Source organism: Variovorax monticola, from assembly GCF_051216855.1.
GTDB lineage: Bacteria > Pseudomonadota > Gammaproteobacteria > Burkholderiales > Burkholderiaceae_C > Variovorax.
Genome location: NZ_JBPJZP010000007.1, coordinates 60,188 through 77,913, shown reverse-complemented (window position 1 = coordinate 77,913; position 17,726 = coordinate 60,188). Strand labels below are relative to the sequence as shown.

Below are 17,726 nucleotides of genomic sequence, written 5' to 3'. Positions count from 1 at the left end.
GATACGCCAGCTTGTTTACTCGATAGCCCAGCTGTCGAGAGAAGTCAGCGCAGCATCGAGTTTCTTCAGCAACCTGTGCAACGGCGCACACTCGGGGTAAGTCTCGCTCAGTATCGATTTGACTTCGTTCAACGCCGCTGCAATATTATCTTTATGCTGTTGCGATAACGAGCGCGCGAAGGACGTTTGTGGCGCAGCGCCGTAGTACAGATCCTGGAAGATCTCCGCCGATAGTTCGCTACGCGTGTATTCGCGCATGACCCATTCATCCAATTCACTGCGCACGGCATCAACGCGGTTGTAGACACCATTGCGCTGAAAGGTGGCCGCGTGAGCCGCCTTCAGGAGGCCGGCAACCCGCTGGCGATGTTGTTCAAGTGGCCGCATCATGCTTGGGAGAGTTCCGCCAAGCCCAACTTTTGGCCGCTCGAAATTTGGCCGATGTCCAGTAGCCAATCTCGATGGCTCCCGCCTGTATCCACCGCTCAGCCCAGTATGCGATCAAATACGTAGTAGCTTGGGAAATCGAGCGCTCTAGGTTGGACGAAGCCTATCGAGCCCGTTCTGCGGCCCTTTGCGGCCATCACGTACCACCCCGCCTACTGAGGCAGCCATCGCCGTGCTGCATCATTTCCCCGAAACCGCGCTGGAAGCAATAATGTCCAAAATGTTGGACAGCCTGAATAGATAGCGGCGAGTGGCTATGGCCGCCAACTTCAAGCCAAGATTAGCTAATCGCGAACGATTTCTGAAAAAATCAAATTCGTTCTCGTATATTTTTCAATTGCTCAGATCGAGAAAGCAAGATAAAGCTTTTTATCTCATATTTTCTGTACAACAACTTTGCGTGGACACTCAGTTGTTGCAACGAATCAAGCCCGCGAGGATCAACAATCAATTCGGCTTCTTTGCCAATTTCCAGAGTCGAATGCGCTAGCTCCTCAATTGGGCGAGAATGATCGGCATTCAGAAGACTGTCGGCAAGGGTGCGCGCATAAAAATCTGAAAGCCTCGAAGGACCGGCGCTTATGAAGCTTGGAGAATGCCAGCTGATATCAGTCCCGTTTTCAGAGTATGCAAAGTAGTGTTCATGCGTCGCCACACGTTCATGGGGCGTAATACAAACATGGGCCCGGAGATACGGCGTAGCACCAATGACGCTTCTCCAGTTACCGTGGTAAATCGTTTTGCTCAACTCATAATAAAAAGGATCTTCGAGATATCGGCATGTCGAGTCGAAAAGAATTTTCTCATACCTGCCCTTATCCAAAGTTAGTGGTGCAACGTAAATTGCGCGCGACCAATTAGGACGCTCATAGCTTAAAAGAATATTATGCTGAAAATCTTCTGCGGTTTCCGCCTTCTTATGAAGCCGGAAAAACAAAGTCGGATCATCATCGAGCTCGAGATTATTTCTATATTCTCTGATATCCTCCATCGAGCTTCTGAACTTGCTTTTGGAGACGGGAATCCTTTTTGCGGGTTGAAGCCCCATGGATTTCTTGAACTGCATATAAATCATGCTGCCCTGATCAAACAATTTGTCCGACCCAGTCATTGGCTCAGAAATATCTTTTAGCCTGAATGGCATGCCCGTCGCGGACCATCCCATAAAAGTTGAAACATCAGATTCAATCTGCTTTTCACTTAGTGTTGGCCGGATGAAATAGCTTGGGAGGTTTTTTGACACCATAGCTCTCGAATTGAGAAATTTAGAACGGAGCGCATACATTTAAGCATCCGAGCCTCAATTGGTATTGGCACAAACGCGTTCTCCTACCGCTATCGCACTTATGACCTTCATGCGGCCGCGTAATCCTCCGGTGGGACGGATATGGAAGGGTCGCGCTTTTCATGCTTCACCTCCGTGAATAATTGCCACCGCTGCTCTTGACGCGCGCGGGCACGTTGTCTCCGAGGCATCATGGTACGCCGCGCCGTCTCCGTTACACGGCGCGCTTCTTCGCCCCCTTTGGGAGATAGAAGATACAAAGCGGGACTCGGATTTGGGTCCAACTTACAAGACAGGTCTGCGTCAATGGCGCATTCAAGATATCTGCATCGGTTTTGGAGGCATTCCTCATACCTTCGATCTGATCGATGAGCTCGACTTGGCGGAGCACTCGATCCACGGAGGCCGTCATTTCTATGGTGCCCATCGAGCGCTCGGGAGGTATCGTCGTGCACAGATTGCCTAGCGCAGCGGCGCCGCGCAGCAACATCAAAGCTCGGCTTTTGAGAGCGTCATCCTTGTGCACTGCGCTGAAGACGCCAACCGTGTCGAGTTCCTGCAATCGCTCGTTCTGCGCCAGGCACCTTCCATAGGGAGAGACCTCCGAGCCTTGCTCATCCGGCTCGTCCAGCAGGACCTTCAACGCGCGAGTTGTGTTTGCGCTGGCAGGCATAGGAACGAGCCATGTGGACAACACCAGTCTCGACGTACGCGAGCGTGGATCCTTCAAGGCTTCGTCGATCGCCAATGCAATCTCTTTTTGATTTTGCTTAAGGCTCTCGACGTCGGCCTCTCCTTTGCCGAACAGGGTGAGGTCGGCGCGCAAGGCCAGATCGAATGCCTTCTTCCCGTGGAGGTTTTCCATCACCGGGAAACCTTCAAGTTGCTCCGCCAATCCAATTCGCACATTCAACGACTCTATGAAAGGCTTCTCATCGGTGTCCCACCACGTGTACCGCAACCGAAGATCCGAGAAGGAACCTTGCGGCGCAGCCGCAGAGAGGCACGCGACTTGGCGTGCCCAAAGGTCGACAAGCTGGGATTCAGATAGAAGCGTCCAGCCCGCGCCTCGAATGCGACCGATGGCGTCGCAACTGACCACCGACCCTCTTGCGCGGACCAGGGTTGCAGCTCTCTCCAGGTCGGGTTGGAGCTTCTGGGGAGTGTTCGGGAACACGCGAGCCGTCGAGACTTTTTCCAGGTGCTTGATGCGAATCACCAACTGAGCAAAGCTGGTGAGGACCGACGGTCTCGCAGAGACGATCAAGGGCGTCATCAGCTCATACGCCTCAGCATAGAGCCGCGCAGCTGCAGGCGGATCACCACGCCTCCACAGTACTCGCAGACCATGGTCTGACATCATCTGGGCAAACAGTGCCCTTTTGCGCAGTCGATCGATCCCTAGCAACGTCTGGTTGTCAAAGCTATGATATCTGTTGAAGATGGCATCGCCGATCCCCAAGATCTCCTGCGCAGAGCCTCGATCGTTGTAGAACTCAAAGACGTCCACTGCCGTGGGCGAGCTCCCGGGCAGTTCGTTGAGCATCTCTTGTTTGCAGGCCGATTCCGCATCAGGCCAGAGCTGCGCCGCCTTACGGTTCCAATAGCCGGTGGCAAGATCGAGGAACAAGCACTTCACGCCGAAGTCCCCGCGCCCTTTCGGGTCCTTCAAGGCACGCAAGATCGCGTACGCGCCTTGCATATCCTTAAAGGCATCCGACTCGTTTCGCAGCTCCGCAGCCAGTCTCACGCGCGCGAGGTAGAGCATTGCCGCGGCGCGCGGCTCGCCGTTGAGCACACACTCGTTGGCAGCGGGCCGGGCGTACAGAACGCCTCTGGCCTCGTCGAATCGGCCCGTTGACACATAAAAGATCCCTGTCATCGCCCGGTACTGGCAATTCGCAGCGTCTAGCGCGAGAGCGACATTCAAGGCTTCTGCCGCTTGGGACATCTCTTCGTCGGCAATAAGGATTTGTGCCTCCGAAAACTTGGCCACCGCAACCTCTTGGAAGCTTTTGTGCCGCTTGGCGGCGAATGCTTGAAGCAGTGCCCGAGCGTCGATGAACTCGCCTTTCTGGAGGAGCACACGGACCTTCTTCAAGTCCTGGTCGTCGGTGGATTCGAGAGCCCGGATGGCCGCGAAAATATTGGTCGTGTTCGTGACCTGAACAGGCGCGGAGATCTGGATGTTCGCCGAAGGGCCAGAAATATTGAGGATCGGGCTCGAACTTCCAAAAGTCTGCTGCTGGATCTGGGCAACGCTCAGCGTACATCCGCCAAGCAGCCAGACGAGAATCCACCACTTCCTCATTTCTGGGTGTCCCCAAAAGTGAACGTTCCGTTGGCGCCATTGCTGTTGATGATGGGCGAGTTCTTGCCCGTCGTGGATTGCGTCATGTCCGAATTTGAGGAGCTGGACTGCGCCGTATCTGGTTTCTTGAAACTCGAATATGCCCCCGCCAGCGCAACGATCAAGCCAACCAAGGCTGTCAAGATGCCAATCATTTTCTTCATAGGCCCCTCCGAATGCCGGTGATGAGCGATTATCAATCTGCGACCGGACGCGCCGTCCGATTTGAAGAGGTATCGTGACTTCCATGAAATCCTGACCCATCGAGCAGTTCCTCGATCAGCAAGGAACGCGATCGGAAATGGGTAGCAACAACTGTATTGACATACAGTACTTTTGGTACGAAAATCATACCAACGCTGTTCGAGAATCGAACCACATGAGGGGTCGCATTATGGAAAAGCTAGGCGAAACGATCGCATCCGCGCTCGAGGCCTTTTGGGCGTCACAGACATTGGACGTCGGCGGCACTGAAACCGTCGATGACTTGGTCGCCGCGATGGACTCATTCACAGCTACGGACGTTCTCGGGGACATCGAGCCCATCGTGGGCATGGATCTGCCATCGGGCGAGGTCATCCGGCGCGGGGGGTACGACAGCAAAGACCAGTTCGTAACCGTGCTGACGCAGAAGATCCTCGACTACGTTGCGGAGCACCAGAAATGAATGCCGACGACGCAGACGCGCTACGCGTCGAGATGGGCGCGCGTCTTCGGGAGGCGCGCGAGTACCTAAACTTTTCGCAGGAGGAAGTCGGCATTGCGCTTGGCGTCTCCCGACCAGCGGTTACCAACATCGAGTCTGGCAGCCGCAAGGTCGAGTCCCTCGAGTTGGACAAGATGGCGCGACTGTACGGTCGCAGCGTCACATACTTCCTCTCTGGCGAAGAGGAGGTCGCCGTTGACGAGAAGGTCGTATTCGCGGCTCGCGCCCTAAGCGGCTTGAGCGGGCGCGACCTCGAAGAGGTTACCAAGTTCGCCAACTATCTGCGCAACTCTAGCGGCTCGGGTGCGCGAAAGGGCAGATGATGACGCTCAGACAGCGATTGCTGGATGCCTCGAAGAAGGCCGGGGAAGTACATCGCGACGCAGGAAGCGAGGCCAGAATAGCGAGTGGCTTCTCGCGGATCAACCCGCTAAAGCTGGCGGAGGACACGGGTGTAGCGGTCATGTCCAAGCCGCTCGACAAGCTCCTAGGCGCGTTCCTGCGCGAGTCGCGCGCCGGCATCCTGCTGAACTCAGAGCGGCCTGTCGGCATGATTCACATGACGTGTGCGCACGAGTTGGGCCACTACTTCCTGGGCCATCTCACCACGGCAGACGAGCACATCGACTACGGCGAGTCCGACTCTGCAACCGAACAGGAAGCCAACCAGTTCGCATACTCGCTCATGGCGCCGCGCTGGCTTGTTGTTCGAGCGATCCTTGCTAAGGGTTGGAGCAAACCTGACTTGTTGCAGCCGGCCGTCATCTACCAACTGTCCTTGCGCTTGGGCATCAGCTTCACAGCAATGGTGTGGGCCCTCGCCCGCTTGAAGTTCATCTCGTCCTCTACCGCCAATGGACTCGCGGCAGCAAAGCCGAAGGCACTCAAAGAGGCGGTGCTGCCCTCGGGGGTATCGCTGTCGACGAACGCTGATGTCTGGGTGCTGGACTCGCATGACAAGGATTGGGTGATCGAGCCGCGCAGCACCGATCGTTTTTTGATCAACCTACCAAGTCACGCGACCGCCGGCTACCTCTGGTCGGCCGAGGAACTGGCAGGCGAGGGGTTCACTTTGAGCCCCGTGCTTGTGGACGCTCGGCAGCAGAAGCGAGCGGGGCCGCCGCTGATTGGTGGAGGCGGTGAAGACCGGTACTTCCTCTCTGGACCGGCTGCCCAAGGCGAGACGAAGAACGTCACGGAAGTCCAGCTCCGCGAGACGCGACCATGGGTGACTGATGATGATCCGGCATCTGCCCTGGCGCTGAAGTTGCAGTTCGAGCCGGCCGAGAAGGGCTTGAGTGGGGGTACTCGCCAGCGGGAGATCCAGCAGCAATGATCTCCTCTGTCATCGATCATTCAGCAAGCCTCGGTGCCGCGCGCCACCAAGGTCAACGTCTCACATGCTTGGCGTTCGCTGTGTCTGACGTGAATCGTCGCCTTGCGCCCGCGCCGGACGTGCTGAGCGCCGAATTCCTGTACCAGCACTCTGGAGCCATCACACCTGGCTGGGTTGCGGGAGGGGCGCTCTACCTAGCTCCCACACTGATGGTCGCAGACAAGCCGGGCCAGCCGCTTGAAAGCGACTTTCCCTATCAGCAGACGAGCGGCACGACCGCGGCCGTTCCTGTGCAACCTGTTGGCGCCCAGATGTATCGCAGTGGGCTGCGTGAGATCAAGCGGACCTCAGACTTCGTCGTGGCCGAGTTGCAGAGTGGGCACGTCGTGGGACTGATCATCGAGAGCACAGCGACCCTGATGGCACCGACCAATGGTGTCGTCGCGTTCTCTCCAATGATCTTGCCGGGGCGGGCGCACGCGGTCGTCGCGGTTGGGCTCGGCGCGACCGCGGCGGGCCAGCAATACGTGCGCATCCGCAACAGCTGGGGAACGAAGTGGGGCGATCAGGGGCATGCCTGGTTGCCGATCGATTACATCGACTTGCACACTCTGCAGGCATTTGGGAGGTAGGGATGGGAAAGGTGTTTGCCGAAGACCGCATTGTTCCGACCTGGCTTGCAGCAGCCAAGCATCTCCAGATCCACGGCCGACGAGGGAGAAACCTCGTGCTGGAGATCGATCACCCGCAACTGCTCACCGCTGAAGATCGGAGCGCAATCGCCGCTGTAGACACTGCCCTTCGTCAGCACGCTGACCTGAGCGTGCTGACGGTGGCTGGCACGATCTTTCCACAGGGGCTCTACCGCAAGCACGGGGCCGATGGCCTTGACAAGCGCTTCTTGACAATCATGAAGCGCGCGAAGAAGAAGGGCACCTGGGGTACCTATGCCATGCGCATGATGCAGCGACGCGGCCGCAACCCAGCCGATACGTTTAATCCTCTTGAGCAAGTCATCTTCAAGCTCAAGAGGGCATCAACGCCAGGCGAAGGCAAGCCGTACGAGTCCGTTTACGAAATGGGCGTGCATTTGGCCGAAGACCTTGAAGGAGAGCCATTCGAGCTCGCCGCGTGCGAGTTGCCGACTTTCGACTCGGCACTTGACGGAGGCATGGTATCAAACATGCCTTGCCTGAGCCATCTCACATTCAAGCTGACGAACGCGAAATCGGTTGACCTCACGGCGATCTATCGCTCGCACTACTACGCGCAGCGCGCACTAGGCAACCTGATCGGGCTCACCCATCTCTTGACCTTCGTCGCGGAACAAACCGGGCTCGCGGTCGGCCGATTGACCTGCATCTCGACGGACGCGACGCTTGACTTCGAGAACTGGGGCGGCGTTCCTGCTGGCAAGGCGCTCCTTTTGCAAATAGACGCTTAAAACAGCGCCGGTTGTGCCGCCGAGCGCGGCGCGACCTTGGAGAGTTTGTAAAGACGGCAAATCCCCGCTCGGAACTCGGTGACGCCGCCGTAGCTGGGATGGCGCACGCACTCGATGGGGGCACCGAACTGTGTAGCGTAGCTGCCCGCATCTTGGCCGATCGCGATGATCCGACGGATACCGAGCATGCGCACCAACTCGCCGTTTAACTCATCGACCATTCGCAGTTCTTGGCTCGTGAACTTTCGGTTTGTGAACGGCTGCACTGGCTCGTGCGGATGGAACGGGAAAACGTTCCAAAGCAGCGGTGGAACGTCCAACTGCGACAAGACCCCCCAAATTTCCGCCGCGGTGCGCTCGGCAACGATGGCACCATGCGTTGCCTTTCTGACGTCCGACCCAGGGTAGATGCGTGCGAACAGCGGCAGATGGGCCTCGTCCGTCAGGGCTAGGCCCGTGCGGCGCCCGCCTCGATAACCGAGATCCCGCCCCATCCAAATGGTGTCGGCGCCAAGGGCCACAACGGCTTCAAGGTAAGTGCGCAAAGAGCGACGGCGCAGCGCAGGCGCATTCGCACGGTCGTGCACGTCGCACTGCTCCGCATAGGGATTGAAGACATTGGGAAGGCGAATGGCCGCCAGTGCTTGAACAAAGGATGCTGGTGTCATGATTGTCGAGCCTGGGTTAGAAGAGCGGAAGAGTCTGACTCGATGTTTGGCGGGCAGCCGCATCCGAGCGAGGCTTGGCCGAACCATCAGCCATTTCTGACTTGAGCAATCGCGCTGCGATGAGCATCTGCGTCTTGCCGGATGCGACGGCGCCCACGCGCAAAGCCCGCTCGCGCACATCGGTCGTGACATCGTAGTGAGGGAACGAGGCGCGGTCTTGGAACCAGCTTCTGCGTAACCCGATCCGCGCTGCGAATGCGTGGAGCTCGTCCAGTGAATCGGCCACCAAGTGGCACCACAACTTTCCGCGCCACTCAATGCGCTCGTTGTCCACATAAACAGCCATTTTGCCTCCTACACCAAAAATAGCACATAATGTGCAAAATGACAAGGAAGATGAGGTCCGTCGAAACGATAAGAATTGGCCTCCTCTTGAGGACTGCTCGGGAAGCGCGCGGCATGACTCTGAAGCAAGTGGCATCGCAATGCAAAATGCACTACACGCAGGCTTCCAAGATCGAGCGCGGGAAGTTTCGTTTTGCGAATTCAAATGTGCAAAATATGTGCAATCTAGTCGGAGTCGATCCAGACGCTTCGGACGGCAGCAGTCCGGAGGAGCTCCACGCGTGCTTAGACCGGCTGCTCCGAGAAAAACCGGGGGCAGCGGTCGCCCTTCGTGCTGTCTTCAAGGCGTTCGCTCAAATGTCGAACTGATAACTGCGGCGCGTGGTCGCGCAAGCTGCTCGCTTTCCGCACCCATTCCATTCAGAATCAATGCTGGAGGCCAACTAGACGGGACACCCGCAGCAGGCTACACACGCCGATTTGGACTGGGAGGAAACCTTGGCTCAAGCCACACAAGTAAACGACAAGCCGCACACGCCCGTGGCGGCATATGCGCAGGCGGCGCTCAAGACGAACAAGCTGCATAGCGAAGACGCTCGCGATCAGCTGCGCTTTGGTTTGTTCGGTGAAGTCGGCAGCCTATTGGCACTAGTCAAGAAGGAGCACCGCGACCTGGAGCCTGCCGACCACGATGCAATCACCGAGGAGATCGGCGACGCGCTCTGGTATCTGGCCAACGTCGCCGAGAAGTACGGCACCAGCTTGCAAGACGCCGGTGCCGAGGCGATGCGCGAACTTCAAGCGCGCATGGGCATCAAGGGAGCATTCGCAACCGATGTCACATTTGAAGAGTTCGACGCGCTGCTGCAACTCTCTAATCGCAAACTCACCGAGGTCGACAAGTTGCAGCACCTGCGGGAACTTGCAGCGCATGCCGGCCAGCTGCTTAGCTCGGAGCCGAATTCGACGGATCTTCTAAGTCAACCGCCGCAGCACCTCCTCGGCCACTTGCTGGCGGACCTCGCGATGGTTGCGGCTCTCTTCAAGCAGCGGTTGGCTGCCATCGCAGAGGCCAACATAAGAAAGATTCAGTCGCGCTGGCCAGGTGAGAACCCTACGCACCTACCGCTCTTCGACGACCGCATCTTGGAACTCGAGCAATTCCCCCGCGAATTCGAGATGCACTACATCGAAGTTGCTCCAAAGGACGGCGGCTCGCCGTACGTCATTCAGCGCCTGCGCGGAATCAACATCGGTGATCGCCTGACGGACAACCGCGCTGACCCTGACGGGTATCGCTTTCACGATGTGTTTCATCTCGCGTACATGACTCATCTGGGTTGGTCGCCAGTGATCCGCGCACTGCTAAAGATTAAGCGCAAGAGCGACCCCGAGGTCGATGAGAACCAAGACGGCGCACGTGCCGTGATCATCGAGGAGGCCATCTCGACGTGGATTTTTAACCACGCCTACACCCGCAAGTTCTTTGCGGACAAGAAACCAGGCCGGCTGAACTACGACCTCCTGAAGCAAGTGCACAGCATGGTGAGCGGCTACGAGGTCGAACGCTGTCCTCTGTGGCAATGGGAATTGGCCATCCTAGACGGATTCTCAGTCTTCCGTGATCTGATGAAGCACGGGGGCGGCATCGTTCGCGTCAACCTCAATATCAGAACGCTGGAGTTCGCGAAGACCGAGCGCCGTGTCGAACTTCCGACAGTACCGGGGCCGCGAGAGCCGCTGGTTGGTGGCATGCCACCTACAGATCTGTAAATGCACGCCGGCGGCAACGCGGATCTCGACTGAGTGCACATTTTTCACAGGACGGTTTGACAGGGCTCCCTACTGCCAGGACAAGATGAAAGACGGCCTCTTTCGCGTCGGGCGCGGACTCACGTCTTACGCCCGCATCTATAGCTCCAACAGGAGTTCGACAACACCTTGAGCCCGAGGTAATGCGCGTTTTATCGCGTCAGCGGACACTAGTCTGGATCTAGGTATGGCCTCCACCTCGCCTCCCATTTGATCGCTCGAAAAGCTTGCAAATAGCCAAGCGTTTTGCCCCATTCCTGAAGCACTGATTGTCAAGCGCTAAAGTGCCATCTCTGCCTTCGGCCGTCCTGTGCGCGCCCATCACGAAAGGCCTCGGAGGCGCGCAAAACTCACGTGGGAGCTACAGCCGTGGCTACTTCTGTGGCTTTGGGTGCTTCAACCGCCTCAGGCACGCTGGCGGCCTGAGCGATGAGAGACTGCATTTGCTCTCGCGGCTCCATCTGGAACCACCAGTAGTAAAGCAGCCCCACCAATGGGCCCGACTGGCTTAGAGCAGCAGCAGCCTTTTCGATGAGGATGCGTTCATCCTTTCGCGCTAAGCGCAGATGGCCTGACGCGAGGGCGAAGGCGAACTCCAACGCCGCTTCTCCGTAGTTGCGGGTGTGGTTGAGGAACACCTTCTCGAGAAACTCCCTCGTCATCTCGCTCAACTCTGCCGCACCCGAGTAGTCGAGTTCGTGGGGTTGCGCAGCTCTTAGCAAACTAGCCTGCAAAACGCCATCGTTGAAACGCAGGAAGTTCTCGGGGTCCAGCACGACAGTTTCGTGAAGCGATGAAGCAAGCCTCAACGCAGGATTAGGGAATTCTCGCGCGTGCTGCAGCGCTGTACTCATGGATACGAAACTTGTGGCCGCAGCATCACAGGCGTCGAGCTCACCCTCTTTCGGCGTCCAGTAAACGAAACCTTCGGTCAATTTCAGTACGCCTTCGGTCGGCGTCGGTAGAAAGCCTGCAGTGGAGTTTTCCAAGGCTGTCGCAGCCAATGTGGTCGAGGCTTCGACGACTTCCTTAGACCACGGGGATCCGGCGACATGGCCGAGAAGCTCCACGCGCTGCATCACAATGTCAGCACGCCCCCACGCCGCTCCCCGCCCCGGATCTGATCCCATTGGCAGCACCGACCAACGCGACAGCTGATAGGGACGGTCTTTGTCACCTGACTGGGTCAGAAACAATATCAGGCGCTGCCATGCCTCCGACGTGCTCGGCAGCGAAATGCCGACGACGAAATGTCGACTCGCGTCTGGCACCAACTCCCTGAGGTCACGAGCTAGCGACCTCAGGGTGTGACCATTGCCAACGATGGGCGCACATACAAGAACACCTGTCGTCGACGTCGCGTTCAAGCTCGATAGGTCGTCAGCGTTGACAACTGGCGCAACTTTGCCGCTGCAGTCGGCAATGTGTGCAGCCGCAAGGCAGGCAACAGCTTCCGCGGCGGCCCCGCCGACATAGATCACATGGGTCACGCTCATCGGCGTCTTGAGCCGGATTTCGTCGAACAACCATGTTTTAAAGGTCTGGTTGTTCGCGACCGAAGCTTCGTCCAAGCTGACAAGATCAATCGTCTCCAAGCCTCCAGCGCGCTTTCTGTTCAGTGCGCATGCCTTCGCATCGCTGAAATGAGAAAGAAGCGTATCGAGCTCCTCACGCTTGTGACCCTTCGTAAGGACGACCGAGCGTGGCTTCTTTCCTCGCGCTGCGAAGTACTCTCCAGCCAATTCAATGACCGCAGTACCCTGAGTCGATAGGGCAGACGACGCTTGGGGTTTGCTGTACCGGTCGCGGGCGTAAACGATCGTGCCGCAGCGGTCGAACTGCGACATCTCCAGCAACGTGACGATCGCATCTTCGGGCACCTGTGCTTGCACGAGCTGCCGGGCCATCGACCCCGTGGTTGACGCGCTGATCAGGATCAGCTCGTGCTCCTGCAGGATGCTGTAGAGGCCGTTGACTCCCCCGTGAGAGTGAAAGCTATCAATTTCCCAAGCGCCACCCGACTCGCATCCACTGGCGTTTGCAATGTCTTCGACTGCACGAGCCACGCTGTAGATGCCCATGGTGTCGATATGCACTGTCTTGGTTCGGCAGATGCGCGGCCAAGCAGCCGCGCACACGGCCAGACCAACGAAGTACGCATCGGTTTCATCCTTCAATAGCTCGCTGGCCATCAGGAAATGGGTGGACTGACGCTTGGAAGGATGTCGAAACACATGGCCAGCAGGTGCCTGCTGGAACGCGTTGTGACGGTCGACGCGATCTGCCAGACCGAGTTGCACAAGCTCGGCCATGTCGAGTTTGAAGTCCGATCGCGAATGCGCATCACGATGCTTCTTAACGAACTTCCCATTCTCGAATGTCCAGATCGATAGCTCCTTGAGGTAATCGACCGTGGTTGTTCTTCCCCTTAGCTTGAGCCCCTCTGCTTGCAACTTACTGCCCGTCCACACCTTGATCAGATTGGAGGTATGAGTTCCAAACGATATGAGTGCCACGGAATCGGGAAGAGGATCATTGGTTTTCAATGCATCTTGGAGCGCGTCGTCCACCGCACTCATGTCGAACGCGGCGCGGGCGAAAAACACAATGAGGACGTCGATGAACTGATGCGTCTCAAGGCACGCCGTACGACAGCGAAAGGAAAGGCTGCGCTTCATACGGCCAACCGTGGGACAGGAATGAACACTGTAATCAGCGTCCCCGCGACGCGTTCAAGCGCTCGACCGTCATCGAACCAGTCATCGAAGTTCTCGCAAACGTCGCCAGGATCGACGCCGGGTGCGAAGCTTCTAAAAATCGCTTGCCGCCCTGATCTGACCCTGACGAATCCGCAAGCTTGCGAGACCTCGGTGAGCACCGCCCGAAGGCCACCTCCAGTCGCATGCTCCCGCTTGGAGGTCATGTGCATTCGCAGGCAGGCGCGAAGCGCTTCACGCTCTTCCTCCAGGGGCATTTCAAAATACTCCCTTCCGGTCAGCCGGGCAGCCATGCCTGGGCCGGAATCGAGGAAGCTGAAGCACAGGCCTTGAACCTGTCGCTGCGGGCGCTGCATGGCCGCAAGCGCCGCCCAATAGTCACGCAGCGATTGATTCACCAACAAATCGTTCTGTGATTCGATGTCCGAGATCACCAGCCAGCCGGCCATCATCAATTCGACGTGGCGCCGGTAAGCAGAGCCGTCGAGCTGGCGGATGGCGTGGTCCTGGGTGTTCTCGAACAACTCATGCGTGAGCAACGCCAGCGCTGAGATGGTCTGGTCATCCAGTTCAGCGCCCGGTGCAGCTCGCGCTGCCAACGCCTTCACCGTCGTCTTCAGGCCAAACTTGTCCTTCACGCCTTTGGGCGAGGGAGAGTCGAACAACGGTTTCAGATACTGACGCTCCGCGCCACTCACACAAAGCAGATCGACCTGGCGCCCCTTTATTAGCTCGTCGTAATTGCCATGGAACGCGTGATCCATGCGAGGAATTCCCAACGCTAATGCGATAGGCCGCGGGACTTGAACGTCGCCAACCTTTACGCCGCCCGCAACGGCGATAGTCGCAATGCCGACCGAGTAGCCACACGCCTGCTCGAGCACTGGTGGGGAATCGGGCGCAGGGTTGATCAGCAGCCGCAGATTGGATCGCGGGCTCAGACGTGCCCAGGTGAGCAGCAACTGGAGGTAGGCGGGATCCCTCAAGGGCCCGCGCCGTTTGTCTAAAGCACTTGGGTAGAGGGCAAGGTCATAGTTTCGATGGGCAAGGACACTCGTGAGGCCGCCCTCAATCTGCTCCAGCGAATCGATACCTTGAAGCCGAAAATCCTGCACAACGCTCATCAACTCTGCCTGAAAGTGGTTTGTAGCCGCCGCTTACATGTACGGTCATAGTACCTGACAAAGTACCGAGCTAACTCCGACAAAGTACCCATAGCTTTTGTCATCCCATTAGCAGCGCAGAGGTGTACGCGGCCAAGTTCGAGGGCTTGGCGCAACCAGAGCATAGAAGTTCTGAATGGATTTAACCCTGGACTTCATTCGTGCGAGCAACACTGCATTCCGACAGCGGTTTGGCGCTTGTAGAGGACAGGGAGAAAAATCGCTCAGGGAAACGGCCTTGATGTCGACTGCTGTCACTCTTCAACTTTGGCGCAAACTTAGGGGGTCGAATAACTTCGATCCGTTTGGGGGGAAAGTTAAGTAACTTTGAAACGCGCCCCGGCCTTGCAGTTGCACAGTTGGTGCGTAAGTACTTGATTTTCTTGAGGTACAAGGGCGCTCAATTTTGCCCCCCCACACCAGGTCTCGCGCTACCAGGGCAAGCTCAGCGGCCCCCTGCTGGACCGCATCGACCTGCACATCGAGGTGCCTGCGGTGTCGGCGCAGCTGCTGCTCGACGCGCCGCCGGGCGAGTCGACCGACAGCATCCGTGCGCGCGTGGTCGATGCACGCGAACGCGCCATGCAGCGCCAGGGCCATGCCAACCAGGCGCTGCAGGGCAGCGCCATCGACCGGCATGCCGCGCTCGACGACACGGCGCGCCAATTCATGTTCAACGCAGCGAACAAACTCGGCTGGTCGGCGCGCAGCACGCACCGGGCGCTGAAGGTGGCGCGCACGATCGCCGACCTGGCGGCGGCCGACACGGTGCAGGCCGTGCACGTGGCCGAAGCGGTGCAGTACCGCAGGGCGCTGAGCCGCGGCCCGGGCTGAGAACGCCGACGATCAGCGCACCAGCGCGTCGATCCAGCGCGCCACCAGCACCTGTTCCTGGTCGAAGTAGTGCGTGTGCGCGCCGCTGCCCAGGCACACGTCGTGTTCGGCCGCCGTCATCAGGGTCACCGGCGGCGAGGGCTTGTACAGCGGCGGGTCGGCCCACAGCCACCGGCCCACATAGTCGCCCGTGGCATAGGCGTTGACCCAGCGCTGCACGCCGATGTCGCTCGCCCTGGCCGTCGACACCCATTCGTACAGGCGCGGAAAGCGCGCCGCATAGAGCTGGCGCAGCGGGCACCCCGCGGTGAGCAGGTCGACCCTGCCTTCGAGCTTGGCCCACAGCTTCACCACGCGGTCTTCGGGGCATGGCTGCGCCAGCCAGCGCGCGCGGTGCTGCAGGTAGCGCAGCAGCTCCGCCGAGATCACCGTGCCCTGGCTGTGCGCCACGATCACCACGCGGTCGTAGCCCTGCGCCGCGATGCTCTCCAGCAGCGCGACATAGCGCGAGAAGATGCGCGCGCGCGGAATGGCGCCGCGCGGAAATTCGCGGAAGTGGTTGTCGACGTCCAGCGCCACGTCCAGCGGCAGGCGCAGCCACGGCACATAGCGCGACAGCACGCCGCCGAAGGCCGACAGCGCCGCGGCCGCGGTGGCAGCGGTGAGCACCAGCGGCTTGAGCACGAACTCCGACACTTCGCCGATGCGCCCGGTGAGGATGTCGACGCCGCGCACGACGGTGCCGATCCAGCTGTCGGCCGGCACATCGAGCCGCGCCAGCGCCAGCAGCACGCCCACGACGCAGGCCACGAGCACGCTCGCGAAGGTCAGCCCGGTCACGAAACCGTCGAGCCGCCCGTAACCGCCGGTGAGCCAGCGGCCCAGCGCGACCGACGTGCCCACGGTCTTTCTGACCTCCGCGAGCACGCTGGGTAGCAGCACCACCACGAGGTACAGCGCCAGCGCCAGCGTGAGCCCCGCCGCCAGCGCGAAGGTCTCGGTGCTGCGCAGGTAGCGCAGGTGCAGAAAGCTCGCACCGTCCAGAAAGCAGAGCTGCCCGCTCGTGAAGATCAGCGGCGCGTAGTCGGTGTGGGCCGCGCCCAGCTCCACGATGGTGGTCACCAGCGCCCAGATGGCCATGGCCAGCGTCACGAACGAGGCGATCGACACCAGCAACCCGAGCCGCCCGGTGGCCACGCTGGCCCGCGCGGGCGGGCCGTCGCGCGCCGCGAGCTGGCCGAACACCGCCCACGCAATGAGCAGGCCGCCCGCCAGCAGCCACCAGCACACGATGCCCAGCAGCAGGTACTCGACCGTGCGCAGGCCGGCCTGCACCCAGGCGTGCAGGTCGGCCGCGCCGTACGCGGCGAAGGACGCCATGGCCACATGCACCAGCAGCGTCGCCGCCATCGCGGCCAGAAACACCAGGCCCGCCGCGCGCATCGCGGGAAAGCGGCTGTCGGCCACGCGCAGGCCGTAGTTGAAGAGCACGCCCAGCAGCGCCAGCCAGGTCAGCCCGATGAGCCAGTGCGTCCACGGCGCCGGCACCAGGCACAGCAGCACCGCGGCCCCCACGGCAAGCACCACGGCCCCGGTGCGCTTGACCGGTCGCACCACATGCAGGTAGCAGTACCACCACGCGGCAAGCGCCGGCAGCAGGAGCGCCAGCACGATGTGCAGCGCGCTCGCGTGCGGCGCGGCCAGGCCCAGCCCGGCGATCACCAGCCCGGCCATCAGCAGCTGCAGGAACAGGTTGGCCAGCACGCCTGAAAACGCCCAGTCCAGCGCCATCTGCAGCCTGGCGAGCCAGCCCCACGCAAAGGCACCGGGCGTCTTGTGCCGGGCAGCGTGGAGCCCCGCGCGGTCGACCGCGTCGCGCCCCAGCTGCGACAGGCGGAACACCATGGTGAACAGCTCGGTGACGATGCGCGGCAGCACGCCCGACAGGCGCGACAGGTCGGCCCAGTACATCTCGTGCACGTCCACGTGCTGCGTCGTGCCGGTGGCCGGCTCCTGGCGGACCATGCGGATGCGCGTGGCCTCGTAGGCGTCCTTGCCGGCGCCCTGCCACTTGAACAGCAGGTAGTCGCTGAAGGCGATGCCGGCGTCGGCGGCCATGAGGCGCGCGGGGGCGGACTGCGGCTTGCCGGGCCTGGCGCCGGCGGTGGCGGCCATGGCCGCTGCGGTTCCCGCTTTGGCCGTGGGCGCCGGCGCCGCCTGCCCGGTGCTCCAGTTCTCGCGCAGGAAGTCCGAGCGCACCGACTGGCGCAGGGCCTTTCCGAGCGATGACGCCGACGGCTTCTTCGCGGCGGCATCGCCCGGCCCAGGGTCCCGCGACGCCATGCGCTTGCGCGCCGCACCTTCCGCGTGCGATCCGCTTTCCACCATCGACAGCAGCGGCGGCACGGCCACGATGTAGCTGTCGCAATCGCCCCGGCTGTAGCGCGCCCGCGGTCCGCCGGCATTGACCATGAGCGAAGCGATCGCGCGCGCCGTGTCGCCGGCCTTCTGGTCCGCCACGCCGTGGATGGCGATGACGGCCACGCGCTCGGCTCGCGGCGTGCCGGGCGGTGGCGGTTCAAGCGGTGCGCTCATGGCGTGCTCCTGCGGGGAAGCGCA

15 protein-coding genes and 1 pseudogene are annotated in these 17,726 nt (G+C 60.0%); 8 read left to right on the top strand and 8 right to left on the bottom strand.

Going from position 1 to position 17,726, the window contains the following annotated elements; all coding sequences use genetic code 11:
* Nucleotides 1-15: 15 nt before the first annotated feature.
* The 3 genes from ACSFA5_RS24430 to ACSFA5_RS24420 all read right to left on the bottom strand — a co-directional run bounded on the left by ACSFA5_RS24430 (nucleotide 16) and on the right by ACSFA5_RS24420 (nucleotide 4,346).
* Entirely contained in the window at nucleotides 16-390 is a 375-nt protein-coding gene (locus ACSFA5_RS24430) for a DUF5623 domain-containing protein (RefSeq protein ID WP_435446637.1), read from the bottom strand.
* A 367-nt stretch (nucleotides 391-757) separates the two neighbouring features.
* Nucleotides 758-1,732 (bottom strand): hypothetical protein, encoded by a 975-nt coding sequence (locus tag ACSFA5_RS24425; protein WP_435446636.1) that lies wholly within the window; start codon nucleotides 1,730-1,732, stop codon nucleotides 758-760.
* A gap of 214 nt (nucleotides 1,733-1,946) precedes the next feature.
* A complete protein-coding gene (locus ACSFA5_RS24420) occupies nucleotides 1,947-4,346 on the bottom strand; it encodes a tetratricopeptide repeat protein (protein WP_435446635.1) in 2,400 nt (799 codons plus the stop codon).
* Nucleotides 4,347-4,476: 130 nt separating this feature from the next.
* Between ACSFA5_RS24420 and ACSFA5_RS24415 the strand changes: the two genes are divergently transcribed.
* Genes ACSFA5_RS24415 through ACSFA5_RS24395 form a run of 5 tightly spaced genes read left to right on the top strand, consistent with a single transcriptional unit; the run spans nucleotide 4,477 to nucleotide 7,568 of the window.
* A complete protein-coding gene (locus ACSFA5_RS24415) occupies nucleotides 4,477-4,749 on the top strand; it encodes a PH domain-containing protein (protein WP_435446634.1) in 273 nt (90 codons plus the stop codon).
* Nucleotides 4,746-5,111 (top strand): helix-turn-helix domain-containing protein, encoded by a 366-nt coding sequence (locus ACSFA5_RS24410; RefSeq protein WP_435446633.1) that lies wholly within the window; start codon nucleotides 4,746-4,748, stop codon nucleotides 5,109-5,111. Before ACSFA5_RS24415 ends, ACSFA5_RS24410 begins: the two co-directional genes overlap by 4 nt.
* The gene (locus tag ACSFA5_RS24405) at nucleotides 5,108-6,124 is read left to right on the top strand and encodes an ImmA/IrrE family metallo-endopeptidase (RefSeq protein WP_435446632.1); all 1,017 of its coding nucleotides are present in this window, start codon (nucleotides 5,108-5,110) and stop codon (nucleotides 6,122-6,124) included. Before ACSFA5_RS24410 ends, ACSFA5_RS24405 begins: the two co-directional genes overlap by 4 nt.
* A complete protein-coding gene (locus tag ACSFA5_RS24400; RefSeq protein WP_435446631.1) occupies nucleotides 6,121-6,756 on the top strand; it encodes a C1 family peptidase in 636 nt (211 codons plus the stop codon). The genes ACSFA5_RS24405 and ACSFA5_RS24400 overlap by 4 nt, the downstream gene beginning before the upstream one ends.
* An 11-nt stretch (nucleotides 6,757-6,767) precedes the next feature.
* A complete protein-coding gene (locus ACSFA5_RS24395; RefSeq protein WP_435446630.1) occupies nucleotides 6,768-7,568 on the top strand; it encodes a thymidylate synthase family protein in 801 nt (266 codons plus the stop codon).
* On the opposite strand, the gene ACSFA5_RS24390 is transcribed toward ACSFA5_RS24395, so the two are convergent.
* Together ACSFA5_RS24390 and ACSFA5_RS24385 are read right to left on the bottom strand one after the other, a co-directional pair.
* Entirely contained in the window at nucleotides 7,565-8,236 is a 672-nt protein-coding gene (locus ACSFA5_RS24390; protein WP_435446629.1) for a uracil-DNA glycosylase, read from the bottom strand. The genes ACSFA5_RS24395 and ACSFA5_RS24390 overlap by 4 nt on opposite strands.
* Before the next feature lie 16 nt (nucleotides 8,237-8,252).
* Nucleotides 8,253-8,582: a DUF4031 domain-containing protein gene (locus ACSFA5_RS24385; RefSeq protein WP_435446628.1), complete on the bottom strand. Its 330-nt coding sequence runs from the start codon at nucleotides 8,580-8,582 to the stop codon at nucleotides 8,253-8,255.
* Nucleotides 8,583-8,611: 29 nt separating this feature from the next.
* Between ACSFA5_RS24385 and ACSFA5_RS24380 the strand changes: the two genes are divergently transcribed.
* Both ACSFA5_RS24380 and ACSFA5_RS24375 read left to right on the top strand, forming a co-directional pair.
* Nucleotides 8,612-8,950: a helix-turn-helix domain-containing protein gene (locus tag ACSFA5_RS24380; protein ID WP_435446627.1), complete on the top strand. Its 339-nt coding sequence runs from the start codon at nucleotides 8,612-8,614 to the stop codon at nucleotides 8,948-8,950.
* A 129-nt stretch (nucleotides 8,951-9,079) separates the two neighbouring features.
* A complete protein-coding gene (locus tag ACSFA5_RS24375; protein WP_435446626.1) occupies nucleotides 9,080-10,354 on the top strand; it encodes a nucleoside triphosphate pyrophosphohydrolase family protein in 1,275 nt (424 codons plus the stop codon).
* Between the two features lie 389 nt (nucleotides 10,355-10,743).
* Here the strand turns inward: ACSFA5_RS24375 and ACSFA5_RS24370 are convergent, their stop codons facing one another.
* Together ACSFA5_RS24370 and ACSFA5_RS24365 are read right to left on the bottom strand one after the other, a co-directional pair.
* Nucleotides 10,744-13,071 (bottom strand): hypothetical protein, encoded by a 2,328-nt coding sequence (locus tag ACSFA5_RS24370; protein WP_435446625.1) that lies wholly within the window; start codon nucleotides 13,069-13,071, stop codon nucleotides 10,744-10,746.
* Entirely contained in the window at nucleotides 13,068-14,234 is a 1,167-nt protein-coding gene (locus ACSFA5_RS24365; protein WP_435446624.1) for a hypothetical protein, read from the bottom strand. The genes ACSFA5_RS24370 and ACSFA5_RS24365 overlap by 4 nt, the downstream gene beginning before the upstream one ends.
* A 453-nt stretch (nucleotides 14,235-14,687) precedes the next feature.
* On the opposite strand from ACSFA5_RS24365, the pseudogene ACSFA5_RS24360 reads away from it, so the two are divergent.
* A pseudogene (locus tag ACSFA5_RS24360) lies at nucleotides 14,688-15,107 on the top strand (magnesium chelatase subunit ChlI family protein); the annotation flags it as partial.
* 12 nt (nucleotides 15,108-15,119) lie between these two features.
* Here ACSFA5_RS24360 and ACSFA5_RS24355 read toward each other — a convergent pair.
* Entirely contained in the window at nucleotides 15,120-17,702 is a 2,583-nt protein-coding gene (locus ACSFA5_RS24355; RefSeq protein ID WP_435446623.1) for a hypothetical protein, read from the bottom strand.
* Nucleotides 17,703-17,726 lie beyond the last annotated feature (24 nt).